The organism is Shinella fusca (genome assembly GCF_014203155.1).
GTDB lineage: Bacteria > Pseudomonadota > Alphaproteobacteria > Rhizobiales > Rhizobiaceae > Shinella > Shinella fusca.
The window spans coordinates 149,820-174,317 of record NZ_JACHIK010000006.1 but is presented as its reverse complement, the minus strand read 5'-3'; the positions used below and the strand labels follow the sequence as shown (position 1 = coordinate 174,317).

The 24,498-nt window shown below is 65.2% G+C and carries 22 protein-coding genes; 8 read left to right on the top strand and 14 right to left on the bottom strand.

Going from position 1 to position 24,498, the window contains the following annotated elements; all coding sequences use genetic code 11:
- Positions 1-57: 57 nt before the first annotated feature.
- Positions 58-807: a helix-turn-helix transcriptional regulator gene (locus tag HNQ66_RS11285; RefSeq protein ID WP_184144146.1), complete on the bottom strand. Its 750-nt coding sequence runs from the start codon at positions 805-807 to the stop codon at positions 58-60.
- 525 nt (positions 808-1,332) lie between these two features.
- Between HNQ66_RS11285 and sciP the strand changes: the two genes are divergently transcribed.
- Positions 1,333-1,608, top strand: a complete 276-nt coding sequence (sciP, locus tag HNQ66_RS11280; RefSeq protein ID WP_023515011.1) for a CtrA inhibitor SciP — start codon at positions 1,333-1,335, stop codon at positions 1,606-1,608.
- 162 nt (positions 1,609-1,770) lie between these two features.
- Positions 1,771-2,052 (top strand): GNAT family N-acetyltransferase, encoded by a 282-nt coding sequence (locus HNQ66_RS11275; RefSeq protein WP_184144144.1) that lies wholly within the window; start codon positions 1,771-1,773, stop codon positions 2,050-2,052.
- A gap of 78 nt (positions 2,053-2,130) precedes the next feature.
- On the opposite strand, the gene HNQ66_RS11270 is transcribed toward HNQ66_RS11275, so the two are convergent.
- A complete protein-coding gene (locus tag HNQ66_RS11270) occupies positions 2,131-2,481 on the bottom strand; it encodes a flagellar export protein FliJ (RefSeq protein ID WP_184144142.1) in 351 nt (116 codons plus the stop codon).
- A 481-nt stretch (positions 2,482-2,962) separates the two neighbouring features.
- Here HNQ66_RS11270 and ctrA point away from each other — a divergent pair, with 481 nt between their 5' ends.
- Positions 2,963-3,664 (top strand): response regulator transcription factor CtrA, encoded by a 702-nt coding sequence (gene ctrA / locus HNQ66_RS11265; RefSeq protein WP_184144140.1) that lies wholly within the window; start codon positions 2,963-2,965, stop codon positions 3,662-3,664.
- Between the two features lie 239 nt (positions 3,665-3,903).
- Here ctrA and HNQ66_RS11260 read toward each other — a convergent pair whose 3' ends face one another.
- Positions 3,904-4,266 (bottom strand): response regulator, encoded by a 363-nt coding sequence (locus HNQ66_RS11260; RefSeq protein ID WP_184144138.1) that lies wholly within the window; start codon positions 4,264-4,266, stop codon positions 3,904-3,906.
- A 116-nt stretch (positions 4,267-4,382) separates the two neighbouring features.
- A complete protein-coding gene (gene chpT / locus HNQ66_RS11255; RefSeq protein ID WP_184144136.1) occupies positions 4,383-5,036 on the bottom strand; it encodes a histidine phosphotransferase ChpT in 654 nt (217 codons plus the stop codon).
- A gap of 218 nt (positions 5,037-5,254) precedes the next feature.
- Between chpT and HNQ66_RS11250 the strand changes: the two genes are divergently transcribed.
- The gene (locus HNQ66_RS11250; protein WP_184144134.1) at positions 5,255-5,836 is read left to right on the top strand and encodes a DUF1134 domain-containing protein; all 582 of its coding nucleotides are present in this window, start codon (positions 5,255-5,257) and stop codon (positions 5,834-5,836) included.
- 146 nt (positions 5,837-5,982) lie between these two features.
- On the top strand, positions 5,983-7,128 hold the full coding sequence (locus HNQ66_RS11245) for a coiled-coil domain-containing protein (RefSeq protein WP_184144132.1): 1,146 nt from the start codon (positions 5,983-5,985) through the stop codon (positions 7,126-7,128).
- Here the strand turns inward: HNQ66_RS11245 and HNQ66_RS11240 are convergent.
- Together HNQ66_RS11240 and HNQ66_RS11235 are read right to left on the bottom strand one after the other, a co-directional pair.
- The gene (locus HNQ66_RS11240; protein WP_184144130.1) at positions 7,125-7,955 is read right to left on the bottom strand and encodes a TrmH family RNA methyltransferase; all 831 of its coding nucleotides are present in this window, start codon (positions 7,953-7,955) and stop codon (positions 7,125-7,127) included. The genes HNQ66_RS11245 and HNQ66_RS11240 overlap by 4 nt on opposite strands.
- 5 nt (positions 7,956-7,960) lie before the next feature.
- Positions 7,961-8,350, bottom strand: coding sequence for a hypothetical protein (locus HNQ66_RS11235; RefSeq protein WP_184144128.1), 390 nt, complete (start codon positions 8,348-8,350; stop codon positions 7,961-7,963).
- A gap of 35 nt (positions 8,351-8,385) precedes the next feature.
- Between HNQ66_RS11235 and HNQ66_RS11230 the strand changes: the two genes are divergently transcribed.
- Both HNQ66_RS11230 and rpoH read left to right on the top strand, forming a co-directional pair.
- Complete coding sequence (locus tag HNQ66_RS11230) at positions 8,386-9,429, top strand: RluA family pseudouridine synthase (RefSeq protein WP_184144126.1); 1,044 nt, start codon at positions 8,386-8,388, stop codon at positions 9,427-9,429.
- Positions 9,430-9,664: 235 nt separating this feature from the next.
- Positions 9,665-10,570, top strand: a complete 906-nt coding sequence (gene rpoH, locus HNQ66_RS11225; RefSeq protein WP_184144124.1) for an RNA polymerase sigma factor RpoH — start codon at positions 9,665-9,667, stop codon at positions 10,568-10,570.
- Positions 10,571-10,648: 78 nt separating this feature from the next.
- Here rpoH and HNQ66_RS11220 read toward each other — a convergent pair whose 3' ends face one another.
- Positions 10,649-12,763, bottom strand: a complete 2,115-nt coding sequence (locus HNQ66_RS11220) for a hypothetical protein (protein WP_184144122.1) — start codon at positions 12,761-12,763, stop codon at positions 10,649-10,651.
- Between the two features lie 69 nt (positions 12,764-12,832).
- Positions 12,833-14,137, bottom strand: a complete 1,305-nt coding sequence (locus tag HNQ66_RS11215) for an adenylosuccinate synthase (RefSeq protein ID WP_184144120.1) — start codon at positions 14,135-14,137, stop codon at positions 12,833-12,835.
- A 221-nt stretch (positions 14,138-14,358) separates the two neighbouring features.
- On the opposite strand from HNQ66_RS11215, the gene HNQ66_RS11210 reads away from it, so the two are divergent.
- Positions 14,359-15,246 (top strand): DMT family transporter, encoded by an 888-nt coding sequence (locus HNQ66_RS11210; RefSeq protein WP_184144118.1) that lies wholly within the window; start codon positions 14,359-14,361, stop codon positions 15,244-15,246.
- Positions 15,247-15,309: 63 nt separating this feature from the next.
- On the opposite strand, the gene serA is transcribed toward HNQ66_RS11210, so the two are convergent.
- From serA to ftsH, 6 genes are all read right to left on the bottom strand, one after another.
- Positions 15,310-16,905, bottom strand: a complete 1,596-nt coding sequence (gene serA, locus HNQ66_RS11205) for a phosphoglycerate dehydrogenase (RefSeq protein WP_184144116.1) — start codon at positions 16,903-16,905, stop codon at positions 15,310-15,312.
- 76 nt (positions 16,906-16,981) lie between these two features.
- Positions 16,982-18,163, bottom strand: coding sequence for a phosphoserine transaminase (locus HNQ66_RS11200; RefSeq protein WP_184144114.1), 1,182 nt, complete (start codon positions 18,161-18,163; stop codon positions 16,982-16,984).
- A 139-nt stretch (positions 18,164-18,302) separates the two neighbouring features.
- Positions 18,303-19,031 (bottom strand): outer membrane protein, encoded by a 729-nt coding sequence (locus HNQ66_RS11195; RefSeq protein WP_210308735.1) that lies wholly within the window; start codon positions 19,029-19,031, stop codon positions 18,303-18,305.
- A 181-nt stretch (positions 19,032-19,212) separates the two neighbouring features.
- Positions 19,213-20,052, bottom strand: coding sequence for an outer membrane protein (locus HNQ66_RS11190; RefSeq protein WP_184144112.1), 840 nt, complete (start codon positions 20,050-20,052; stop codon positions 19,213-19,215).
- A gap of 239 nt (positions 20,053-20,291) precedes the next feature.
- Positions 20,292-21,644: a phosphoglucosamine mutase gene (gene glmM / locus HNQ66_RS11185; RefSeq protein WP_184144110.1), complete on the bottom strand. Its 1,353-nt coding sequence runs from the start codon at positions 21,642-21,644 to the stop codon at positions 20,292-20,294.
- A gap of 865 nt (positions 21,645-22,509) precedes the next feature.
- Positions 22,510-24,432 (bottom strand): ATP-dependent zinc metalloprotease FtsH, encoded by a 1,923-nt coding sequence (ftsH, locus tag HNQ66_RS11180; RefSeq protein ID WP_184144108.1) that lies wholly within the window; start codon positions 24,430-24,432, stop codon positions 22,510-22,512.
- Positions 24,433-24,498: the final 66 nt, after the last annotated feature.

The window sequence follows — 24,498 nt, the reverse complement described above, 5'->3', positions numbered from 1 at the left end:
CTTGCCGCCCCGAGAGCAAGAGAAGCCGGGCGCCCGCAGGCGCGGCGCTCCGGACCCTCAGATGAGCCGGAGGCGCAGCGCGACGGCGATCGCCTGCATGCGGTTGACGGCCTGCAGCTTGCGCGTGGCGCTCTTGAAGTAGCTGCTCACCGTATAGACCGAGATGCCGAGGATGATTGCGATCTCGTCGCTGCTCTTGCCGGCCGCCGCCCAGCGCAGGCATTCGACCTCGCGGGTGGAGAGCTTTTCCCGGCTCGCCGTCGCCGCGGCGAAGGTCTTTTCGAGACATTCGAAAAGCTGGAGCGCGGAGAAATGGAGCTCCGTCAGCTCCGGGCGGGCGAGCGGCAGGCGCTTGCCGGAAAACACCATGAGATAGGGATCGGAGGTGGTGGAGTGCAGGAGGAAGGCCGTGGAGGCGGCAAGCCCGTGCATCTCGGCAAGCGCGATCGCCTCGCCCGACTGGCCGCTTTCCCAGTCGGCGGGCGAAAAGAGCGCGCTGTCGCCCTGCACCGGCAGCTTGGTCATGCCGGTCTCCACCGCCAGCCGGCTGATGTGGAAGAGGTTCATCGCGTCGTATTTGCGCACCAGCTCGGCCGGCCAGTTGCTGACCATCAGGCGCTCGGCGAACCGCTGCTGCTCGTTCGCCGGATAGCGCGCCACCAGGAAATGGCTGAAGCGGAAATGGTTGGCGCACTGGCGCATGAGGTGCAGCACCTCGTATTCGGTCTGCACGGTTTCGAGATTGGCCGAGGACAGGATTTCCGGCGACCAACCCTGCTGCAGGAGCATGTTGTCTGGATCTCTCATTTTCCGTTTTCCAGCAGCCGGGCGCGAACGCCGGGCTCGTGTGCATTCTCGGTCCGGAAATTTCTTGGGAGCACCCGTCCCACGGGTGATGTCGGAAACGCCGCGAGAGCCGTATCCCGAAGGCAAACGGCTTGCGGCGCTCCGCCGGCCTCGATCGCGTGGATTGCGGCCCGGCAAATTCCCAATGCTACGGCGCTCCTCGCACGTCTTCGCGCGCGGCGCCCTAGTCTTCATGTGGATGCTTCCTGGAGGTTTCCGGTAGCATCGACCCGATGCCGCCTCCAAATTTTGGCGCGTATTAGCAGTATTTGAATAAAATGGAAATGAAATATTTGCAGGCCTGTCCTGCGTTCGGGCGGTAGCCGCAAACAGCCCTACGTAACGGAAAGCAGGGGCTTGCGCCCTGCGACAGTACAGGCGAAGCCGCTCAAAAGATTAGAAAATTGTTAGCGTGCGCTTAGGCAAATCTTAAATGTGGCGGGCTACAGTCCGCTCATATGGTCTTGAGTTTATGTAGAGAGTCCAATGACCGATCTGATACGACCCCGCGTTAAATACGTCATCGGCCCCGATGGCAGCCCCCTGACGATCGCCGATCTGCCGCCGGCCAACACGCGGCGCTGGGTGATTCGCCGGAAGGCCGAAGTCGTCGCTGCCGTGCGTGGCGGGCTTCTCAGCCTCGAGGAAGCCTGCGAGCGTTATACGCTGACGGTCGAAGAATTCCTGTCCTGGCAGTCCTCCATCAATGACCACGGCCTTGCCGGCCTGCGCACCACGCGCATCCAGCAGTACCGCCACTAGGCTTTTTCCGTTTCGTTCAAGACCCTGCGGCCGCGCCTTGCGCGGCCGCAGTTGTATTTGGGACAGTGTCCGGCGGGAACACAGCGTTCACCGCCCTGCGGCTTGCGGGATCGGCCGCGAGGGGAAAGGATGGCTCCGACGCAACGAAGCGAGGAGCATCGCATGGACATCCGGCATGAGGAAAACGGCGCCAAGGGGCGCTACTTCACCGTCATCGAAGGGCACGAGGCGGAACTGACCTATTCCCGCTCCTCCCCTCACCTGATCATCGTCGACCATACCGGCGTGCCGGATGCGCTGCGCGGCAAGGGCGTCGGCCAGGCGCTCGCCGCCCACGCGGTGGACGAGGCGCGCAAGGGCGGCTGGAAGATCATGCCGCTCTGCCCCTTCTTCCGCGCGCAGGCCATGCGCCACAAGGACTGGCAGGACGTCGTCAATCTTTAAGAGGCCGCGACAAACGCGAAGAGCCCTCGTGAGCGGTCTTCCGGCCGCTCGCGAGGGTCCTCCAGAACCTTTGTCGGGTCAGGCGCGCATGCGCACCGCGTTGTCGCGCTCTTCCAGCGCCGAAGCCTTGGCGAATTCCGCCTCCGCCTCTTCCAGCGCCAGTTCCGCCGCATCCTGCTGCACCTTCAGCTCCCGGATCGAGACCTGGAGATTGTCGGAGCGCTGGCGCGCCGCCTTGGCAAAGGTCGGATAGGCGAAGTGGTTGGGATCGGTGATCCCCGACTTCTTTTCCTCGATGGCGATCTGGCTTTCCAGCTCCTTCGACATCCGTTCGAATTCGGACATCATAAGCTGGAGCTGGGCCAGTTGCCGTCTCTTGTCTTTCACCTGAAATTCCTTCAGGCGAACTAGGCTCTCACGCGACTTCATACGCAATACTCCCGTGGATAGCGAGACCCCGGCATTCAAATCAGCCTGCGTGCGCGGCATCCACCGCACGCCGCAAGCCGGCATTTCCGCCCGCAATCCGGCAAACACGGCCGGATCTTTCAAAAAAATTCAGCGAGATTAATGAAATCCTACCGCTGGTAACCTTTCGTTTACGGGCATCGTTAATCATAGGGAGGATGATTTAAGGCTCGGTAAATGCAGTTCACAAAAAACAGGGTGGCTGCATTGATGAGTCGAAAGAGTCGGTTAGCCGTGCTCCTTAATGTGAAAGATTAAGAGACACATTTCCGATTCATGTATGAAATCAGGAGTCTGCCTACAATAATTAACAGATCGATACACCTTGCCAAAGTGAATCAGGATTTGTTAACCATTTCGTGGCAGCCTCCAAATCAGGCAACGACTGGATCCGTATCGCGTAGGGGGCCAGGTACCTTGAGCGGCGGAAAAGGGGACAGATATGCGGGTTCTACTCATTGAGGACGACAGCGCGACGGCGCAGAGCATCGAATTGATGCTGAAGTCCGAAAGCTTCAATGTATATACCACCGACCTCGGCGAGGAAGGTGTCGATCTGGGCAAGTTGTATGATTACGATATCATCCTGCTCGATCTCAACCTGCCCGACATGTCGGGTTACGAAGTCCTGCGCACGCTGCGCCTTTCCAAGGTCAAGACGCCGATCCTGATCCTCTCCGGCATGGCCGGCATCGAGGACAAAGTGCGCGGCCTCGGCTTCGGCGCCGACGACTACATGACGAAGCCCTTCCACAAGGACGAGCTCGTTGCCCGCATCCACGCCATCGTGCGCCGCTCCAAGGGCCATGCCCAGTCGGTCATCGCCACGGGCGAGCTCATCGTCAACCTCGACGCCAAGACGGTCGAAGTCGGCGGTCAGCGCGTGCACCTGACGGGCAAGGAATACCAGATGCTCGAGCTGCTCTCGCTGCGCAAGGGCACGACGCTCACCAAGGAAATGTTCCTGAACCACCTTTACGGCGGCATGGACGAGCCGGAACTGAAGATCATCGACGTCTTCATCTGCAAGCTGCGCAAGAAGCTGGCCAACGCCGCCGGCGGCGCGAACTATATCGAGACGGTCTGGGGCCGCGGCTACGTGCTGCGCGAACCCGACGGCGGCGACTACGCCGAAAGCGCCTGATCCCCCTGCCCCGCTCAAGAACTCGACCCGCCGCTTGCCGGCGGGTTTTCTTTTGGGCGGTTAAACGTCATGCCATCCCCCACGCACACACGCACACTGTCGTCATCCTCGGGCTTGACCCGAGGATCCACTTTCCGCAACGGCGATGGATGGTCGGGTCAAGCCCGATCATGACGAAAGAGGGATTCGCGGGTTTTGCCCGCCCAAGTGAGTACGGCGCGAGCCGGTCTCGTCCTGCCTCAGGCGGCGATCGACAGGTTGCCGAAGACCTGGGTGAGGATCTTGCGGTCGAAGGGCTTGAGCAGGAAATCGTCCGCCCCGGCGCGCTTGCCCATCATCATCTTCTTCAGGTCCGCCTCGACCACGCAGTAGTAGATGCGCACGGACTTGCCCTGCGGCAGGTTGCGCACATTGCCGATCAGCTCGAGCGCGCCATCCATGGTGGAATCGACGATGAGGATATTGGGCAGCTCCGCCTCGCAGCGCACCAGCGCCTCGAGCGAACTCGACGCCTCGAGCACGAGGAAATCGAAACCGGAAAGAATACGCTTGCCGACCTTCCGGACGACATCGGAACCGTCGGCGATCATCAACCGCTGCATGAGCTGCTCCTAGGTCTCCCGCTCGAAAAGCGGGAACGATACGGGACCAACTCTACCGACGCCTGGCAAACAAAGCGTTAGCGGCCATGGTTAACGTCCACGGCCGCCAGCCGGAATCATTCGGAGGCCGGAACCGTGCGGGCCGAGAAGACGATTTCCTCGGGGCTTGCCGAAACGTCCAGCTCCATGCCCGCCTCGTCGGCGAGCAGCACCGTGTAGTAGGGCTGGATGGAATGGGCGTCGACCGCCTCTTCCGGCGTGCCGGAGAGGATTTCCGTGAACTTCGGCGGCACGCGCAGCATGCGGCCCTTCACGGCGAGCTTGAAGACCGCGTCGAATTCCGGGTTTTCCAGCGTCACGTCGATCGAGCCGCCGCGCGGAATGGCGCCGTAGGCGATGAGGAACAGGTTGAGCAGCAGCTTGACCCGGTTCTTCGCGACGATGGCGCGCGGGCCCGCCCAGGTGATTTCCGTCTTCTTTTCGGCGGCGGCGAAGTCGCGCGCGGCCTTTTCCGCCTCGCCCGTATCGATCGAGGCGCCGACGGAGCCTGAAGCACCGAAGGCGAGGCGGGCGAACTTCAGCCGGACGGAGGCGTTGAGCGCACTGGTGCGGATGAGGTCCATCGCCTCGGTGTCCGCGCCGCCCTCGTCGAGCAGTTCCAGCCCGTTGTTGATCGCGCCGACGGGCGAGATGACGTCATGGCAGACACGGCTGCAAAGCAGCGCCGCCAGGTCGGGACCCGTGAGCGTAAGGTTCGGATTTTTCGCCATAAAATTCTCCCAGATCCACGCATTCATTCATCGCGGGACGCCTAGTGAAGGCGCACGCGGGTACATTCCGCGCGACGCATAGCACGCCACGATTGCGCGAGGCGTGCCCGATTTGAAGACAGCCATAATGACACCACATTTGGTAAACCGATTGTTAAGACCCTAAGGTCAAATTGGCTCATGGAACGGAGGCCGAACACAGGGAAGGCGAACGGGACATGAGTGTTTCAAATCTGGTCACGGCGACAGTCAGGCTCGCGATTGCGGCATTTCTGGCGCTCCTTCTGGCCGCGCCGGCAAGCGCACAGCAGAACAACGGCCAATATTCCCTGCAGGAGATCATCGATGCCGGCCACGGCTTCTTCGGCGAGACCTCGGGCGGGCTTGCCAAGCTCGTCGAGCGCGCCTTCGAATCCTACGGCCTGCCGAACGGCTATATCCTCGGCCAGGAGGGCTCGGGCGCCTTCCTCGCGGGCCTGACCTACGGCGAAGGCACGCTCAACACCAAGAATGCCGGCCAGCATCCCGTCTTCTGGCAGGGCCCCTCGCTCGGCCTCGACTGGGGCGGACAGGGCAGCCGCACCATGATGCTCGTCTACAACCTGCCGGACGTGAACGCCCTCTACGACCGTTTCGGCGGCGTCTCGGGCTCGGCCTATGTCATCGCCGGCTTCGGCATGCAGGTCCATGTCAACCGCGACATCGTGCTCGTGCCGATCCGCACCGGCATCGGCGCCCGCATCGGCATCAATGCCGGCTACCTCAAGCTGACGCGCCAGCCGACCTGGAACCCCTTCTGATCCTCAAAGGCGAATGAACGGCCGGCCCCGCCCGTCCATTAACCGCGTGCCGAATTCGCACAGGCACCCTCTCCCGCAAGGCCGGACGAGCCGCTATAGTGCGCTCGTCCGCGCCCGTTCGGGCCATGTTTTGGAACGAGTAACCCGTGATCGAGTACGCCCTTCTGTTCACGCTCGGCTTCCTGGCCGCCACGCTGACCGGCCTGCTTCTCGCGCCGGTCATCCAGAAGCGCATCGTCAAGTTCACCGAAAACCGCATGCTGGCCACCATGCCGCTGAGCCCGCAGGAAGTGCGCGCGCAGAAGGACATGGCGCGCGCCGCCTTCGCCGCGGAAAACGCCCGCCTCAGCGAGAGCGTGCGCCAGGAGCGGGAAAAGCACACGCTGACCATGGTGCGCAACGAGAAGCTCCTCGCCGAGGCCGCGGCGATCGGCACGGAGAACGCCGAGCTTCACGCCCAGATCGCCGACATGAACATCGAGGCCGGCGACATGCGCTCCCTGCTGCGCCGGGAGGAAATGAAGAGCGAGCAGTTGAAGGCGGCGCTTGCCGGCGCCGACCGGGAGCTGCGCGCCCGGCTCGCCGATATCGAGAAGCTGAACGGCATCATCAACCACCTCAATGCCGACCTCGACAACATGAAGATCGAGCTCGCCACGCGCGACACGGCGGTGGAGAACATCAAGAGCCGCGCCGGCAACCTTCGCGACGAGCGGGAAAAGCTGCGCGAGGAGCTGAAGGCGGCGATCGAGAAGGCCAAGGGGCTGGAACTGCGCCTTTCGCGCGAGGAAGGCCGCGTGCGCCAGCTCGAAACGAGGCTGACGCGCGAGCTTGCCGGCAACGCCGACAAGGACAACGCGATCGAACGGCGCATAGCGGAGATCAACCGCCTGCGCGACAAGGTGAAGACATTGACGGCGGAAAACAAGGAAGTGGCCAAGGCAACCCGCGCGACCGGCCTTGCCCGCACGATCGCGACGAACCGCATCGCCGCGCGGCGGACGGAAAAGCCCCAGCCGCCGCTCGACATCGCCGCGCTGGAAGAGGACGTGCGCAACCAGGGCACCGCGCTGACGGAGCGCCTGCTTGCGGCGGGCTCGACGACGAACGACACGGCGCTGCGCGAGGAGATGGCCGATCTCGCCAGCAAGATGATCGTGCTGACCGCCGCCCGCGAAGGCGCCAATTCCCCCGTGCACGAGCTGATCGCCACCATCGACCCCACCCTCGACGGCGACGAGCGCAGCCTCGCCCGGCGGGTGCGCGAGCGCCTCAACGGCGAGGAAAGCTAGCCGATCCGCCCCATCGCCGAGGCGATCTCGTAAAGCGCGATGCCGCTTGCCGTCGCGACGTTGAGGCTGTCGAGCCCCGGCCGCTGGGGAATGCGGGCGGTGCGGAACGAGGCGAGGATGCCTTGCGGCAGTCCCTCGCCTTCCGTCCCGAGCACCAGCGCGATGCGCCGCGCCGCGGGAATGGCCGAGACGAGCACCTCCCCGCGCGGCGAAAGCCCCCAGATATCGAAGCCGGCATCGGCAAGCCCGTGCAGCATGGCCTGCGCCGGGAGCCTGCGCGCAAACGGCACGGCCAGCACCGAGCCGACGGAAACGCGGATCGCCTTGCGGTAGAGCGGATCGCAGGAGGTCTCGTCGAGAAAGACGGCGTCGGCGCCGAAGGCGGCGGCGTTGCGGAAGATCGAGCCGACATTGTCGTGGTTGGAAAGCCCGCAGCCTGCGAGCACGAGGCTCGTTTCGGGCAAGCGGCCGAGAAGGCCGGCCTCCGCTTCCGCCGCCGGCTTGCGGCCGAGCGCCAGCACGCCGCGATGCATGTTGAAGCCGGCGATGGCATCGAAGACCGCGGCCGAGGCGACATAGACCGGCACGCCCGGCGGAAAGGCCTCCAGCAGGTCGGCGATGCCGGCAAGGCGGTTTTCGAGAAGCAGGATCGCCTCGGCGGCAAAGCCGTTCGCCCGCGCCGCCGCCTGCCCGAGCATGCGCAGCACCACCGTGCCTTCGGCGATGAACAGCCCGTCGCGGCCGGTCAGGTCCCGCTCGCGGATCGACACGAAACCGGAGATACGCGGGTCCGCGGGGTCCTCGATGCGGACGGGATCGGCCGCCATGGCGGTCAGTTGCCCTTGATATCGATCTCGGCGACCGTGCGGCCGGAGGCGATATCGAAGAGGAAGGCCCGGCGCGCGCCGTCGGCCATGACGCCGTAGAAGAGGATCTGACCGTTCGACTGGGAGACCGCCGAGACGGCGAAACCGTCCGGCAGCGCCGCGGTCGCCTTGACGGGCGCATCGCTCGGCACCGCGACGCCGGAGGCAACGCCTGCCGCTTGCGGCTTGCCATCCCGCGTGGTGATCTTATAGACAATGGCCGCGAGCACCGCCATGAACATCAGGAGCATGATGCCGCCCGAGACGAGCTGGAGGCGGATCATCTTGCGCCGCACATTCTCCATCACCGGATCGAGCGGCTTTTCTTCCTGATCGTCGGTTTCGATGTTGGACATGTCGGCCCTTCCGGCAATGCGTTTTGAGTGAGACGATGAGCGACCCCTTTAAAGAAGCCGACGCCACAAGAAAAGTCCTGACGGTGCCGGAAGACGCCGAAGGGCGCATCGACGCCTGGCTCGCCGCCACGCTGGCCGGCGATTATTCGCGCAGCCGCATCAAGGCGCTGATCGAGGAGGGCGCGGCCCTCGTCAACGGCGCGCCGATGCTGGAGCCCAAGCGCAAGGTGCGCCCCGGCGACGTCGTCGAGTTCACCATGCCCGCCCCGCGCGATCCCGAGCCGAAGGGCGAGGACATCCCGCTCGACGTGCTTTACGAGGACGACGACCTCATCGTGCTCGTCAAGCCCGCCGGCCTCGTCGTGCATCCGGCCGTCGGCAATTGGACGGGGACGCTCGTCAATGCGCTCATCCACCATTGCGGGGAAAGCCTGTCGGGCATCGGCGGCGTGCGGCGCCCCGGCATCGTGCACCGGCTCGACAAGGAGACGAGCGGCGTCATGGTCGTCGCCAAGAACGACGCGGCCCACCGCCACCTCTCCGACCAGTTCGCCGACCACGGCCGCTCCGGCCCGCTGGAGCGCGCCTACCAGGCCGTCGTCTGGGGCCGCCCGCGCCAGCTTCGCGGCACGATCGACGCCCCGCTCGGCCGCGGCGCCGACCGCACCAAGCGCGCCGTCAAGCGCGAGGATGCCGAGGACGCCCGCGAGGCCATCACGCACTACGAAGTCATCGAGCGCTTCGGCGAAGGCGAGGATGCCATCAGCCTCGCCTCGCTGGTCGAATGCCACCTGGAGACCGGCCGCACGCACCAGATCCGCGTGCACATGGCCCATATCGGCAACCCGCTGATCGGCGACCCGGAATACGGCGCAGCCTTCAAGACCAAGGCGAACCGCCTGCCGGAGGATGCGCGCAAGGTGGTGAACGGCTTCCGCCGCCAGGCGCTGCATGCCTTCCTCCTGCAGTTCGAGCACCCCTCGACCGGCGAGACCATGCATTTCGAGGCCCCGCCGCCGGCCGACATGGAACGCCTCATCGAAGCGCTGCGCACGATGGACGCCCCCACGGACCCTTGATTTTCCGGGCGGCGTCCCCATCTCAAGCCTGTGTCGCACAATCCGTCTCCACCACCGCCTTCACGCAGCCGTGAAGCCCTGCGGCACCTTGAAACATTGTTTCGCCATACCTATCTGTAGGATCGTGGGGTCGCCATGACCCACGGGGAGCATGGTTCCGGCGGGGATCCGGTTTCGGGATCGAGCTCCGTGCCAAGGCTTGCCGCAAGGAAGCCGTCTCAGAAAGGGGTGCTGAATGGCCCGTAACACGCTGCCGTCGATCACGGCCGGAGAAGGCGGTCTCAACCGCTATCTCGATGAGATCCGCAAGTTTCCCATGCTTGAGCCGCAGCAGGAATACATGCTCGCCAAGCGTTACCAGGAGCACGGCGACCGCAACGCCGCCCATCAGCTCGTCACAAGCCACCTTCGCCTCGTCGCCAAGATCGCGATGGGCTATCGCGGCTACGGCCTGCCGATCGGCGAAGTCGTTTCCGAGGGCAATGTCGGCCTGATGCAGGCCGTCAAGAAGTTCGACCCGGAGCGCGGCTTCCGCCTTGCGACCTATGCCATGTGGTGGATCAAGGCCTCGATCCAGGAATACATCCTGCGCTCGTGGTCGCTGGTCAAGATGGGCACGACCGCCAACCAGAAGCGCCTGTTCTTCAACCTTCGCCGCATGAAGGGCAAGATCCAAGCCATCGAGGACGGCGACCTGCGCCCCGACCAGGTCAAGGAGATCGCGACCAAGCTCAACGTCTCGGAAGACGAAGTCGTCTCGATGAACCGCCGCCTGTCCGGCGACGCCTCGCTGAATGCCCCGATCAAGGCATCCGAAGGCGACAGCGGACAGTGGCAGGACTGGCTCGTCGACGACCATGACAGCCAGGAAGAAACGCTCATCGAGCAGGACGAACTGGACACGCGCCGCGCCATGCTGGCCCGGGCCATGGGCGTCCTCAACGACCGCGAGCGCCGCATCTTCGAGGCCCGCCGCCTCGCCGAGGATCCGGTGACGCTGGAAGAGCTCTCCTCCGAGTTCGACATCAGCCGCGAGCGGGTGCGCCAGATCGAGGTGCGCGCCTTCGAGAAGGTCCAGGAAGCCGTGCAGAAATACGCGGCCGAACAGGCCCGCGCCGTGCGCGTCATCGAAGACGCCTGACCGCAGGCGACCGAACAGACATGAAAAAGGCCCGGCAGCGATGCCGGGCCTTTTTCATGATAAAATTGCTTTTCGCGCTTACCGATTGGCCGCCCCGCCGCCGAGGCTCGCCCAGGCCTTCATCACCTTGTCGAAGGCTTCCGCGCCGGCTTTGCCCTTGTCGAGCGTCAGCAGGGCACGGCGGCCGTTGCGGTAGGTGATCGGAATGTCGATCCAGCTCCGCGTACGCAGGAGCTCGGTGTTCTTGGCGATGGCTTCCGGGAAATCGTTGAGCGCGATCATGTGGAAATCGTCGGTGATCTTCGCCGGCACGGCGATCAGCGCGTCGCCGCGGTCCTGCTCGGTGCGCTTCATCGCCACGCGCTGGACGCTCTCGATGCCGCCGCCCTCGAAATTCTCCGGCAGCGAGAAGACCAGCTCGACGATATGGCTCGCCGGCAGCGACTTGTCGGTGTTGCGGCGGAAGGTGATCAGCGCCGTCAGGCCCTTGGAGGGCACGTTGATCTGCGCGCGCACCACGGGCTCAGGCTTGGCGTCGCCGCCCGGCGATTCCTCCGCGGTCGACCAGGCGACCGTGCCTTCGATGGCCGTCGGCGACGTCTGGCCGAGGCGCTCCTCGTAAAGGAACATCTTCTGCGCCACGCCGGCAGCGGCCTGATCGCCGCTTGCCGCAGCGGTCGTTGCGGCGCCGGTGGTCGTGGCGGTCTCGCCGCCGGCCGGCGTCTGCGCCGCGCCCTCGGTGGCGCCTGCCGCCACGCCGCCGGCATCGGCCGTCGTCTGTGCGGAGACGGACTTGCCCTCTTCGCTCGCGCCGTCGAGCGCCGGCGCCGGGCCTTCGTCCACTTCCGAACCGTCCTCCAGCAGGCGCTGGGTGAATTTGCCGCCGCTTGCGGGCGATGCGGACGCCACTTCGGTGCCGTTGCCCTTGCCCGCCGCTTCGCCCGTCCCGGAGCCCGCATTCGCCGGCAGGCTGCGGCTGCCCTCGGCCGTATCCCCGGCCTTGGAGGTCTCCACAGGCTTTTCGGAAGGCGCCGTGAAGGAGGCGATGCGCGCGTCGACCCAGCCGTTCACCGCATCACGGTTGAACCAGTAGGCCGCCCCCGCTCCGCCGACGACGGCAAGGACCGCGACGGTCGCGGCAAGGGCCGCAAGGCTGAAGCGCGACTTGCGCGGTTCGGCGCGGAAGGAACGCTGCGGCGCACGGGCCGGCTCCGCCGCGGCAGCGGCAAGCCCGGCATCCGCCGCGGGCGTCGTCGCAGCGGCCACACCTGCCGCGGTCTTCGGGGTAAAGCCGATCAGGTCTTCGAGATCGCCCCACTCGTTCGTCCTGGCGGGCGCAGCCTGCGCGGCGTCGGACCGGGTCGCCTTCTCGTCCGGCCATTCCCAGGCGAGCGGATCGTCCGCCGGCACGGCCTCTTCCGGCTTTTCGGCCGGGGTGGTGACGGATACGGCCTCCTGCCAGTCCCACTCGGCTTCGGATGCCGGCATGCGGGCATCGGCGACCGGCTCCGCCTCGGGCACGACGGCGTCGTGGACCGGATAGACCTGCTGTTCGGGCTCGACAGGCAGTTCGGGATGGACGTCCGCAGCCGCCGCAGCCTGTTCCGGTTCGTGCCAGGACGGCACGTAGTCTTCGGCCGGTTCGGCCTCTACCTGCCAGGACGGCTCGGTATGCGCCTCCACGGCGACCACCTCTTCGTGGACGACGCTTTCCTCGGCGACGGGCTCCTCGGCGACAGCTTCCTCGACGGCAGGCTCTTCGGCAATCGGCTCCTCGTGAACGGGTTCGTCCACGACGACGACCGGCTTGGCTTCCGCCACCGGCTCGGCAACGGGCTCTTCCCCGACGGCCGGCACCGCTTCCTCGGCGGGCTCGACGTGCTCTTCCGGTTCGGTTTCGACGGGCTGGGGCTCCGGCTCGACGACGGCGACGGTCTCTTCCTCGACCGGCAGCGCCTCCACCGGCTCTTCGGCCGGCAAGGCTTCGGCGTGTTCGGTCTCGACGTCGCCGATCGCCGCCTCGAGCTTGTCGAGCTGGCGCTTCATGAGCTCATCGGAAGGGCGCGGGTTCATGGATTCGAGCTGCCGGCGGACGGCGCCGCGGGCCTTCTCGTAAACCTTCTGCCGCATCTCGGCATTGTTGTCCGAGAGGCCGTCCACGGCCCTTCGAATGACTGCTACAAAATCCGCCATCAGAACTTTCCGTCGTGTCCGCTCGCTATCCCATTGGAATACGTCACGGAACTGGTGTTGAGCTTGAGATTAGTCCTCAAACGGGTCGGTCACAAGTATGGTGTCGTCGCGCTCCGGGCTGGTCGAAAGCAGGGCGACGGGCGCGCCGATCAGCTCCTCGACCTGGCGCACATATTTGATCGCCTGGGCCGGCAGATCCGCCCAGCTCCGTGCGCCGACGGTCGATTCCTTCCAGCCTTCGAGCGTGATGTAGACGGGCTCGACGCGGGCCTGCTGGCCCTGGCTTGCCGGCAGGTGGTCGATCTCCTTGCCGTCGAGCTTGTAGCCGACGCAGATCTTCAGTTCGTCGAGGCCGTCGAGGACGTCGAGCTTGGTGAGCGCGATGCCGGTGATGCCGTTGGTGGCGACCGACTGGCGCACCAGCGCGGCGTCGAACCAGCCGCAGCGGCGCTTGCGGCCCGTCACCGTGCCGAACTCGCGGCCCTTCTCGCCGAGGAACTGGCCGATCTCGTCGGTCAGTTCCGTCGGGAACGGGCCTTCGCCGACGCGGGTCGTATAGGCCTTGGTGATGCCGAGGATATAGCCGAGCGAGCCCGGGCCCATGCCGGAACCGGCGGCGGCCTGGCCGGCGACGGTGTTGGAGGAGGTGACGAACGGATAGGTGCCGTGGTCGATATCGAGGAGCGAGCCCTGCGCGCCTTCGAACAGGATGCGCGCGCCGCGGCGACGCTCCTGGTCGAGCAGCACCCAGACCGTGTCGCGGTAGGGCAGCACGCGATCGGCCACCGAGGTCAGTTCCTGCATGATCGTCTCATGCGCGATCTCCGCCTCGCCAAGACCCCGGCGAAGGGCGTTGTGGTGGGTCAACAGGCGCTCGACCTTGCCGGACAGCGTGTCGAGGTCGGCAAGGTCCATGATGCGGATCGCGCGGCGGCCGACCTTGTCCTCGTAGGCCGGGCCGATGCCGCGGCGGGTCGTGCCGATCTTGACGCCGGAATTGGACCTGGAAGCAGCGTCCTCACGGATGCCGTCGAGCTCGCGGTGCAGCGAGAGGATAAGCGTCGCGTTGTCGGCGATGCGCAGGTTCTCCGGCGAGATCTTGACGCCCTGCTTTTCCAGCTTGTCGATCTCGGCGATCAGCGCATGCGGGTCGACGACGACGCCGTTGCCGATGACGGCCATCTTGCCCGGACGCACGACGCCGGACGGCAGCAGCGAGAGCTTGTAGCTCACGCCGTCGATGACGAGCGTATGGCCGGCATTGTGACCGCCCTGGAAGCGCACAACGATATCGGCGCGTTCGGAAAGCCAGTCGACAATCTTGCCCTTGCCTTCGTCACCCCATTGCGATCCGACAACCACCACGTTCGTCATTTCATCTTTCCCGTTTTCGCGCACGAGCGCTTTACCGTTGAGGCGCATGGAGATGCGCCGGGCTTGAAACCCGCGCATCTATACTGTGTTGTCTATGGGAATGCGACCCTGTTATGGCGGGCGCTCTCCGGTTTTTGCATGACACCGCATGGTTTTTCGCCTTATGTGGAGCGCCCGCCGGCACCCCGCCCGAACCATCCCTCCATCCGGACGACCCGCCCTTGAACATCAGAGCCTATCTGTACCTGACCATCACATCGCTTTTCTGGGGTGGCAATTCGGTCGCCGGCAAGCTCGCCGTCGGCCATGTGAGCCCGATGGCGCTGACCACGTTCCGCTGGACGATCGCGCTTCTCCTCGTGCTTGCCTTCATGGCCCCGCAGGTGCGGCGCGACTGGCCGGTCATCCGCCGGCACTGGCTCCAGCTCCTGCTCTACGGCGTCTTCGGCTTCACCGCCTTCAATGCCCTGCTCTATACGGCGCTCGGCTATACCAGCGCCATCAATGCCGTCATCGAGCAGGCCGGCATTCCCATGCTGATCTTCGTCTTCAATTTCCTGCTGTTCCGCATCCAGGCCTCGTTCGCCCAGATCCTCGGCTTCACCGTCACGCTCGTCGGCGTGCTGGTGACGGCCGCGCACGGCGAGTTCTCGGCGCTTGCCGAACTGCAGTTCAACTTCGGCGATCTCTTGATGCTGCTCGCCTGCATCGTCTATGCCGGCTACACGGTCTCGCTGCGCTGGAAGCCGGAACTGCACTGGCAGAGCTTCATCGCCGCGCCCGTCGTCGGCGCGCTCGTCAGCGCCGTTCCCCTCCTCTTATGGGAACTGTCGCGCGGCGCCACGATCTTTCCCGATGCGACCGGCTGGGCCATCGTCGTCTATGCCGGCATCTTCCCCTCGCTGCTCTCGCAGGTGCTCTACGTGTTCGGCGTCGAGATGATCGGCGCCAACCGCGCCGGCCTCTTCATCAACGCCATTCCCGTTTTCGGCACGCTGCTTTCGGTGTTCCTGATCGGCGAGACGCTGCACCCGTTCCACATCGTCGCGCTGCTGCTCGTGCTCGGCGGCATCGCGGTCGCCGAATGGGGCCGGCCGAAGAAGGCGTGACGCGAAAAGGCCCGCCGGAGGATTCCGGCGGGCCTTTTCCATTCCGTCTTGGGAGGACGAAGATCAGTCGACGTTGAAGACCAGCGGCTTGACCTGGCGGATCGCCTCGTTGGCGCGCAGCTTGTCCAGCACCGCGTCCGAGACCGCGCCGTCGACATAGAGCAGCGCGATGGCATCGCCTCCCTGCTTGTCGCGGCCGAGCTGGAAGTTGGCGATGTTGACGCCGGCACCGCCCAGCGTCGTGCCGATGAAGCCGATCATGCCGGGAACGTCGGTATTGGTGATGTAGACCATGTGGCTGCCGACGTCGGCGTCGAGGTTGATGCCCTTGATCTGGATGAAGCGCGGCTTGCCGTCGGAGAAGACCGTGCCGGCGATCGAGCGGGTCTGGTTGGCGGTCTTCACCGTGAGGCGGATATAGCCGTCGAAGACGCCCGACTTGTCGCGCTTCACCTCGGAGAGGATGATCCCCTTCTCCTTGATCATGATGGGCGCGGAGACCATGTTGACGTCGGCGACCTGCGAGCGGATGAGGCCGGCGAGCGCCGCGCTCGTCAGCGCCTTGGTGTTCATGCCCGCCGTCGAGCCGTCATAGAGGATCTCGATTTCCTTGATCGCGCTTTCCGTGACCTGGCCGACGAAGGCGCCGAGCACGTCGGCAAGGCGGATGAAGGGCTTCAGGATCGGCGCTTCCTCCGCCGTGATCGACGGCATGTTGATGGCGTTCGAGACCGCGCCCTTGACGAGGTAGTCCGACATCTGCTCGGCGACCTGGAGGGCGACGTTCTCCTGCGCTTCCGTGGTCGAGGCGCCGAGATGCGGCGTGCACACGACGTTCGACAGGCCGAAGAGCGGGCTTTCCGTGGCGGGCTCGACCTCGAACACGTCGAAGCCGGCGCCGGCGACATGGCCGGACTTGATGGCCTCGGCAAGCGCCGCCTCGTCCACGAGACCGCCGCGGGCGCAGTTGACGATGCGAACGCCCGGCTTGGTCTTGGCCAGCGCCTCGGCATTGAGGATGTTGCGGGTCTTGTCGGTCAGCGGCACATGCAGCGTGATGAAATCGGCCTGCGCCAGCAGCTCGTCGAGCTCGACCTTCTGCACGCCCATCTCCTCGGCCCGTTCCTTGGAAAGGAAGGGGTCGTAGGCCAGAACGCGCATCTTGAGGCCGATGGCGCGCGAGCAGACGATGGAGCCGATATTGCCGGCGCCGATGACGCCGAGCGTCTTGCCGGTGATCTCGACGCCCATGAACTTCGACTTCTCCCACTTGCCGGCCTGGGTCGAGGCGTCCGCGGACGGAAGCTGGCGGGCGACGGCGAACATCAGCGCGATGGCGTGCTCGGCGGTGGTGATCGAGTTGCCGAAGGGCGTATTCATGACGATGATGCCACGGCGCGAGGCGGCCGGGATATCCACATTGTCGACGCCGATACCGGCGCGGCCGATGACCTTGAGGTTGGTCGCCGCCGCGATCAGCTTCTCGGTCGCCTTGGTGGCGGAGCGGATGGCAAGGCCGTCATAGTTGCCGATGATCTCGGCGAGCTTTTCCTTGTCCTTGCCGAGCTTCGGCTGGAAATCGACTTCGACGCCGCGATCGCGAAAGATCTGGACGGCGGTTTCCGAGAGTTCGTCGGATACGAGTACGCGAGGTGCCACGAGAGGCCTCCTTAAATCGGTCTGGGGAGATGGAGATAAAGGTGGCTTCGCCCTGCGGACGAAGCCGGTCGCGAAATCAGGCCGCAGCCTTGGAAAGCGTCGCCTTCTGGGTCTCGAAGGCCCAGGTCAGCCAGGGCATCAGCGCCTCGAGATCGGCGGTGTCGATGGTGGCACCGGCCCAGATGCGAAGACCCGAGGGAGCATCGCGGTAGGCGCCGATGTCGTAGGCGACACCCTCTCTGTCGAGAGCCGAGACGAGGCCCTTGGCGAAGGCTGCCTGCGCCTCGGCGTCGAGCGCCAGCACGTCCTTGTCGACGATCGTCAGGCAGACCGAGGTGTTGGAGCGCGTCGCCGGGTCCCTGGCGAGGTTGGCGATCCAGTCGTTCTTCTCGACGAAATCGAAGATGACCTTGGCATTGGCGTCGGCGCGGGCCATCAGGCCCGTGAGCCCGCCGACCTGCTTTGCCCAGAGGAGCGCATCGATATAGTCCTCGACGCAGAGCATGGAGGGCGTGTTGATCGTCTCGCCCTGGAAGATGCCCTCGATGAGCTTGCCGCCCTTCGTCATGCGGAAGATCTTCGGCATCGGCCAGGAAGGCGTGTAGCTCTCCAGCCGCTCGACGGCGCGGGGGCTGAGGATGATGACGCCGTGCGCGCCCTCGCCGCCCAGCACCTTCTGCCAGGAGAAGGTGACGACGTCGAGCTTGGCGAAATCGAGGTTCTGCGCGAAGGCGGCCGAAGTGGCGTCGCAGATCGTCAGGCCCTTGCGGCCGGCCGGGATGAAGTCGGCGTTCGGCACGCGCACGCCCGAGGTCGTGCCGTTCCAGGTGAAGACCACGTCACGGTCGAAATCGATCGTGGAAAGGTCGGGAAGAAGGCCATAGTCGGCGGTGATCTTGCGGGTGTCGGGGAGCTTCAGCTCCTTCACGACGTCCGAGACCCAGCCCGAACCGAAGCTCTCCCAGGCGACCATGTCGACGCCGCGGGGCCCAAGCAGCGACCACAGCGCCATCTCGACGGCGCCGGTGTCGGAGGCCGGCACGATGCCGATGCGGTAATCCACCGGCACTTCCAGGACGTCGCGGGTGAGATCAATGGCCTGCTTGAGCTTGGTCTTGCCGATCTTGGCGCGGTGCGAACGACCGAGCGGAGCATCGGAAAGCGCTTCGAGCGACCAGTCGGGACGCTTCGAGCACGGGCCAGAAGAGAAATGGGTATTGTTCGGACGCACGTCCGGCGGGGTGACGGTCTTCGTCATGATGGCTATCCTTCCAGATAGAAAGCCCTTCGTTGGGGAAGGGTGTCCCGCCGCCGTGGATATGGGAGGGCTTGCTGGAAGTCAAGCGCGATATGTCGGAAATGAAAAATAATCCGGCGCAATGGAAACGGTGGCCGGCCTACCAGAGGGGAACGCGAAGGCCGATGCGGAATTCGTGCTTGCGAAGGCCGTCGTCCCGCACATCCATGGCCCCGGCACCGAAGGCCGCGCCGCCGGCGGTGTCGGAGAAGCGGTAGCCGACGTCGAGCTTGACGCGCGGGGCGAGGTCCACGGAAGCGCCCGCCATCAGGGCGTAGGTGAAACGGAAATCGTCCTTGCCTTCGAGGCCGGCGCTCGTGCAGCCCGCCCCGGAGCAGGCGGCATCGCGCCAGTCGAGATAGGTCGCCCCCAGCCCCGCGCCGACATAGGGCGTGAAGCCGGCGAACGTGCCGAGATCGGCATAGCCGTTCACCATGAGGCCGACGGTGGAATAGTCGGCCTTGAAGGCGCAGGCCCCGCCGGCGCAGGCCGCCCTGCCCTCGAAATCGTCCCGGGAGAAGTCGGCCGTCAGGTCCGCGCGCACGATATCGCCGAACTGGTAGCCGAGGCCCGCGCCGAAGGAGACGGGATGCGAGAATCGCCCCTCGTCGAAATCCGTCGACACGCCGGACTGCGTCACGCTCGCCCGCCCGGCCTTGGTCCAGCCGGCATAGCCGAGGTCGCCGCGAACGTACCAGCCCTGCGCCGCCGCGCTCCCGGACACGTCGATCTCCGGCGCGTTGATGATGTCGAGATCGGTTGCCGCGGCAGCCGTCGCCACGAGGCCGGCGAGGGCGGCAATGCCAAGCGATGCGATACGGCGGCTCATCTCTTCGTTCCCTGCGGCCCGGACAATCCGGCGGTTGCGCACGGGCGCGGCAGGCCGCAGGACGGCCGCCTATACCCTTGGTTAACCATATTTCTTAAGGAATGAAGAAACCGTTAAGCCTTGCCGCGAACGCAAAAGGCCGCCCCGAAGGGCGGCCCTGAAGGGGAACCGGAGAGCCGGCTTACTTGTAGACCGGCTGCTCGATCGGAATTTCGGCCGGCGGGATATAGGACGCCGTTTCGCAGCCGTTGAAGGAATAACGCAGACCCGCACGGGCCTCGTGGCTGTAGAAGCCCTTGTCGTAGCCGGGGCCGCCGCCCTCATTGTAGCCGAACATGTCGCCCTTGGTGACGTGACGGAAGCGGTAACCGACGTCGGCCTTGAGATTGCAGGTCACGTCGATGGCTGCACCTGCCATGAGGGCATAGGTGAAGCGCCAGCTCTTCCTGCCGCCGTGGACGTAGGTATCATCGCAACCCGAACCATTGTCGGCACAAGAAGTGTTCGTGAGATCGTTCCACTTCACATAGGTGCCACCGATACCGGCACCGACATAAGGCGTAAAGGAGCCATATGTCCCGATATCGACATAAGCGTTGGCGAGAAGGCTGAGAGCAGTCAGAGAAGCAACATCCCGGGACGTGCAAGCCAGACTTGTGTTGAAGCCGCATGTGCCTGAAGTCGAGCCGTGGAAATCAGACTTGAACATATAGTCGAGCGTCACGTCCGTACGGAAGTGGTCGTTGATCTGGTAGCCGACACCGCCGCCGATGGTGAAGCCGTTCTTCAGGCTTGCCGTATCGAAATCGGTATCGAGGTCGTTCGACCCCTGGAAATAATGCGCGCCGCGCATCTTGTTGTAGGACCAGCCCGCATCGCCGCGCAGGTACCAGCCGCCCGTCTCGACGATGGCCGCTTCCTGCACCGGGGCCTCGATGACCTGCGGCTGATACAGATCGGCCGCGTAACCCGACGTGCCTGTCAGCAGGACGGCAACGACGCCACTCAAAACTTTCCTCATGGCCTCACTCCAATAGGCTGTGCTTGGCACGGCCGGCACGCCGGTCCCCAAGTCCTTCGATCAGGCAGGATAATGGCGGGGAATAGTTAAGGCCCGATTAACTACGAAGATTTACCCTATTTGTTAACCGGCGTTCACGAATCCGGTAAACTTTTAAATAAAGCTCCGAGCTCGACTTGGCACACAAAGAAAAGGCCGGAGCAATGCCCCGGCCTTTCAAGAAGAGGATCACGCCCCCGTCAGGCGGCGTTGCGCACAGAGCCGATGACGCCGACGAGTTCGTCGACGATGCGTTCCACCTGCGCGCGGTCGTCGCCTTCCGCCATGACGCGGATGAGCGGTTCCGTGCCGGACGGACGGATGAGCAGGCGGCCGTTGCGGGCAAGCTCGCTTTCGGCATCGGCGATCGCCTGGCGCACGACGGCGTCCTCCAGCGGCGCGCCGGCCTTGATGCGGACGTTCTTCAGCACCTGCGGCACGGGCTCGAAGCGGTTGCACACCTCGCTCACCGTCTTTCCGGAGCGCTTGACGCAGGCGAGGATCTGCAGCGCGGCGACGAGGCCGTCGCCGGTCGTGCCGAAATCGGAGAGCACGATGTGGCCCGACTGCTCGCCGCCGACATTGTAGTCGTTCTGGCGCATGTGCTCGACGACGTAGCGGTCGCCGACCTTGGTGCGCTGCAGGCCGAGGCCCTTGCCGGTGAGGAACCGTTCGAGGCCGAGATTGGACATGACGGTCGCCACGATCCCCTCGCCGCGCAGCACGCCGTCGGCCGCCCAGCTTTCGGCGATCACGGCCATCAGCTGGTCGCCGTCGATGATCTTGCCGTTCTCGTCGACGATCTGCACGCGGTCGGCATCGCCATCGAGCGCGATGCCGATATCGGCGCGCACCTCGTGCACCTTGCGCTGGAGCGCGGCCGGATGGGTGGAGCCGCAGTCGAGGTTGATGTTGACGCCGTCCGGCTCGTTGCCGATCGTCACGACGTCGGCGCCGAGCTCCCACAGCGCCGCCGGCGCCACGCGATAGGCCGCGCCGTTGGCACAGTCGATGGCGACGCGCAGGCCCTGCAGGGTGACATCGCGCGGCAGCGTGCGCTTGGCATGCTCGATATAGCGGTCGTGCACGCCGTCGATGCGCTTGGCCCGGCCGATTTCGGCAGCCTTGGCGAGCTGCGCCATCATGTCCTTTTCAAGCAGGTCCTCGATTTCCATCTCCAGCTCGTCGGAGAGCTTGTAGCCGTCCGGGCCGAAGAGCTTGATGCCGTTGTCGTAGAACGGGTTGTGCGAGGCCGAGATCATGACGCCGATATCCGCGCGCAGCGAGCGCGTCAGCATGGCGACGGCGGGCGTCGGGATCGGGCCGAGGACGAAGGCGTCGATGCCGGCCGCCGTGAAGCCCGCCACCATGGCGTTTTCCAGCATGTAGCCGGAAAGGCGCGTGTCCTTGCCGATGACGACGCGGTGGCGGTGCGCGCCGCGCCGGAAGATCGTGCCCACCGCGATGCCGACCCGCATGGCAAGGTCCGGCGTCATCGGAAAGAGGTTGGATTGACCCCGGATGCCGTCCGTGCCGAAATAACGACGTTTCATGTTCGCTCCTGAATTCGCCGGGTCTGCGGCACCTTCCGCCGCGCCCTCGCGCATACGCGTTCCATCTGCCGCGTCCCCGGCGCCATATATCAGGGCACCGGATGGGGAAATATTCTACGCCTTCCCGCGTAACCCTAACCTTAAAGACGTGCAGCAATCGCGCTTCTTTGCCACAAAAGCGCGAAAAGAGCATCCACCCTGACATCAGAATTCGTTACAGCCCGTTACCGAAAGAAAACGGCCGGGAAGCGCCGGCGAGCCGGACTGCCGCCGTTTCCCTTGCGCTCACCCTCTCCGTCATGGTCGGACTTGACCCGACCATCCATGCTCCACGGCCCGGCCTCGCCTGTGACCCGGATCCTCGGGTCAGGCCCGAGGATGACGGATGAGAGGGAGGCGGGGCCTCCCGGCGAGCAACAGCCGAGAATTTCCGGTGCATCGGGCGCTCGCGAGCCTGCTTCCGCTCTCGCTCTCGTTCTCCCTCACCCTCTCCGTCATGGTCGGGCTTGACCCGACCATCCATGCTCCACGGCACGGCCTTGCCTGTGGCGTGGATCCTCGGGTCAGGCCCGAGGACGACGGAGGAGAGGGAGGCGGGGCCTGCCGGCGAGCAACAGCCGAGAATTTCCGGTGCATCGGGCTGCTCGCGAGCCTGCTTCCGCTCTCGCTCTCGTTCTCCCTCACCCTCTCTGTCATGGTCGGGCTTGACCCGACCATCCATGCTCCACGGCCCGGCCATGCCTGTCTCCTGGATCCTCGGATCAGACCCGAGGACGACGGAGGAGAGGGAGGCGGGCCCTGCCGATAAACCGACGGCCGGGAATTTCTTCCCGGCCGCTCGCTGTTTTCTGCGGATGGAGGCGCGTTATTGCGGCTGCGGCTCGAGGCCGCCTTCGGGCTCGCCGCCCTTCTTCTGGCCGGCCTTGGGCACGGCGGAGCCGCGGTGCGGCGGGGTGTCGTCGCCAAGGTCCCGGGCGGGCTTCTCGCCGCGGATGAGCGCCTTGATCTCGTCGCCCGTCAGCGTCTCGTATTCGAGCAGGCCTTCGGCGAGCGCCACGAACTCGTGGTTCTGGTCGGTGATGATGCGCTTGGCCTCGGAATAGGCCTCGTCGATCAGGCGGCGGATCTCGTTGTCGATCTTCTGCGCGGTCGCTTCGGAAACGTTCTTCTGCTGCGCGACGGAATGGCCGAGGAAGACTTCCTGCTGGTTCTCGCCATAGGCGACCTGGCCGAGCTGGTCGGAAAAGCCCCATTGCGTGACCATGGCGCGGGCGAGCTTCGTCGCCTGCTCGATGTCGGACGAGGCGCCGGAGGTGATGTTCTCCTTGCCGAAGGTCACTTCCTCGGCGACGCGGCCGCCCATCATGATGGCGAGGCGCGAGACCATCCACTTGTAGCTCATCGAGTAGCGGTCGCCCTCGGGAAGCTGCATGACCATGCCGAGCGCACGGCCGCGCGGGATGATCGTCGCCTTGTGCAGCGGGTCGGCGACCGGCACGTTGAGCGCGACGATGGCGTGGCCCGCCTCGTGATAGGCGGTGAGCTTCTTTTCCGCCTCGGTCATGGCCGAGGAACGGCGCTCGGCGCCCATCATGATCTTGTCCTTGGCGTCCTCGAATTCGGCCATGGTGACGAGGCGCTTGTTGCGGCGTGCCGCCATCAGGGCCGCCTCGTTGACGAGGTTCATGAGGTCGGCGCCGGAGAAACCGGGCGTGCCGCGGGCCAGCACCTTGAGGTCGACGTTCGGTGCAAGCGGCACGTTGCGCACATGCACTTTCAGGATGCGCTCGCGCCCGACGATGTCCGGGTTCGGCACGACGACCTGGCGGTCGAAGCGGCCGGGACGCAGGAGCGCCGGGTCGAGCACGTCGGGACGGTTGGTGGCGGCGATGAGGATGATGCCCTCGTTCGCCTCGAAGCCGTCCATCTCGACGAGGAGCTGGTTCAGCGTCTGCTCGCGCTCGTCGTTGCCGCCGCCGAGGCCGGCGCCGCGATGGCGGCCGACGGCGTCGATTTCGTCGATGAAGATGATGCAGGGCGCGTTCTTCTTGGCCTGCTCGAACATGTCGCGCACGCGGGACGCGCCGACGCCGACGAACATTTCCACGAAGTCGGAGCCCGAAATGGTGAAGAAGGGCACGTTCGCCTCGCCCGCGACGGAGCGCGCGAGCAGCGTCTTACCCGTGCCGGGCGGGCCGACGAGCAGCACGCCGCGCGGGATGCGCCCGCCGAGTCGCTGGAACTTCTGCGGGTCGCGCAGGAACTCGACGATCTCTTCCAGGTCCTGCTTGGCCTCGTCGACGCCCGCGACATCCGCGAAGGTCACGCGGCCATGCGCCTCGGTGAGGAGCTTGGCCTTGGACTTGCCGAAGCCCATCGCCCCGCGCGAGCCACCCTGCATCTGGCGCATGAAGAACAGCCAGACGCCGAGGATCAGCAGCATGGGCAGCAGCGTGCCGATATAGCTGAGGAAGCCGGACGAGCCGTCCGTCTCCGGCCGCGCGCTGACGACGACGTTCTTGGCCTCGAGGCGCTGGACGAGCGAATTGTCGCCGTTCGGCGCATAGGTCTGGAAGGTCGCGCCGGTCTCGGCATAGCTGCCGACGATCTTCTCGCCGGTGATGACGACTTCCTTCACCCGGCTCGAGTCCACCTCTTTGAGGAACTGCGAATAGGGGATTTCCCGCGAGCCGGTCTGGGCCGGGCTCGTCTGGAACATGCTGAACACCGCGATCAGCAACAGGGCGATGATCGCCCACAGGGCGAAGTTGCGGAAATTAGGATTCATCGAACTTTCCGGGCACTTTCCCGGCCGGGCTTTCCCGGCCGTTTCTTGTCGCCTAACATAGGGTCG

Excerpts from the sequence above, each read along its gene's own strand:
- HNQ66_RS11285 (WP_184144146.1), bottom strand. The coding sequence starts at position 807 with ATGAGAGATCCAGACAACATGCTCCTGCAGCAGGGTTGGTCGCCGGAA.
- sciP (WP_023515011.1), top strand. The coding sequence starts at position 1,333 with ATGACCGATCTGATACGACCCCGCGTTAAATACGTCATCGGCCCCGAT.
- HNQ66_RS11275 (WP_184144144.1), top strand. The coding sequence starts at position 1,771 with ATGGACATCCGGCATGAGGAAAACGGCGCCAAGGGGCGCTACTTCACC.
- HNQ66_RS11270 (WP_184144142.1), bottom strand. The coding sequence starts at position 2,481 with ATGAAGTCGCGTGAGAGCCTAGTTCGCCTGAAGGAATTTCAGGTGAAA.
- ctrA (WP_184144140.1), top strand. The coding sequence starts at position 2,963 with ATGCGGGTTCTACTCATTGAGGACGACAGCGCGACGGCGCAGAGCATC.
- HNQ66_RS11260 (WP_184144138.1), bottom strand. The coding sequence starts at position 4,266 with ATGCAGCGGTTGATGATCGCCGACGGTTCCGATGTCGTCCGGAAGGTC.
- chpT (WP_184144136.1), bottom strand. The coding sequence starts at position 5,036 with ATGGCGAAAAATCCGAACCTTACGCTCACGGGTCCCGACCTGGCGGCG.
- HNQ66_RS11250 (WP_184144134.1), top strand. The coding sequence starts at position 5,255 with ATGAGTGTTTCAAATCTGGTCACGGCGACAGTCAGGCTCGCGATTGCG.
- HNQ66_RS11240 (WP_184144130.1), bottom strand. The coding sequence starts at position 7,955 with ATGGCGGCCGATCCCGTCCGCATCGAGGACCCCGCGGACCCGCGTATC.
- HNQ66_RS11235 (WP_184144128.1), bottom strand. The coding sequence starts at position 8,350 with ATGTCCAACATCGAAACCGACGATCAGGAAGAAAAGCCGCTCGATCCG.
- HNQ66_RS11230 (WP_184144126.1), top strand. The coding sequence starts at position 8,386 with ATGAGCGACCCCTTTAAAGAAGCCGACGCCACAAGAAAAGTCCTGACG.
- rpoH (WP_184144124.1), top strand. The coding sequence starts at position 9,665 with ATGGCCCGTAACACGCTGCCGTCGATCACGGCCGGAGAAGGCGGTCTC.
- HNQ66_RS11220 (WP_184144122.1), bottom strand. The coding sequence starts at position 12,763 with ATGGCGGATTTTGTAGCAGTCATTCGAAGGGCCGTGGACGGCCTCTCG.
- HNQ66_RS11215 (WP_184144120.1), bottom strand. The coding sequence starts at position 14,137 with ATGACGAACGTGGTGGTTGTCGGATCGCAATGGGGTGACGAAGGCAAG.
- HNQ66_RS11200 (WP_184144114.1), bottom strand. The coding sequence starts at position 18,163 with ATGACGAAGACCGTCACCCCGCCGGACGTGCGTCCGAACAATACCCAT.
- HNQ66_RS11195 (WP_210308735.1), bottom strand. The coding sequence starts at position 19,031 with ATGAGCCGCCGTATCGCATCGCTTGGCATTGCCGCCCTCGCCGGCCTC.
- HNQ66_RS11190 (WP_184144112.1), bottom strand. The coding sequence starts at position 20,052 with ATGAGGAAAGTTTTGAGTGGCGTCGTTGCCGTCCTGCTGACAGGCACG.
- glmM (WP_184144110.1), bottom strand. The coding sequence starts at position 21,644 with ATGAAACGTCGTTATTTCGGCACGGACGGCATCCGGGGTCAATCCAAC.
- ftsH (WP_184144108.1), bottom strand. The coding sequence starts at position 24,432 with ATGAATCCTAATTTCCGCAACTTCGCCCTGTGGGCGATCATCGCCCTG.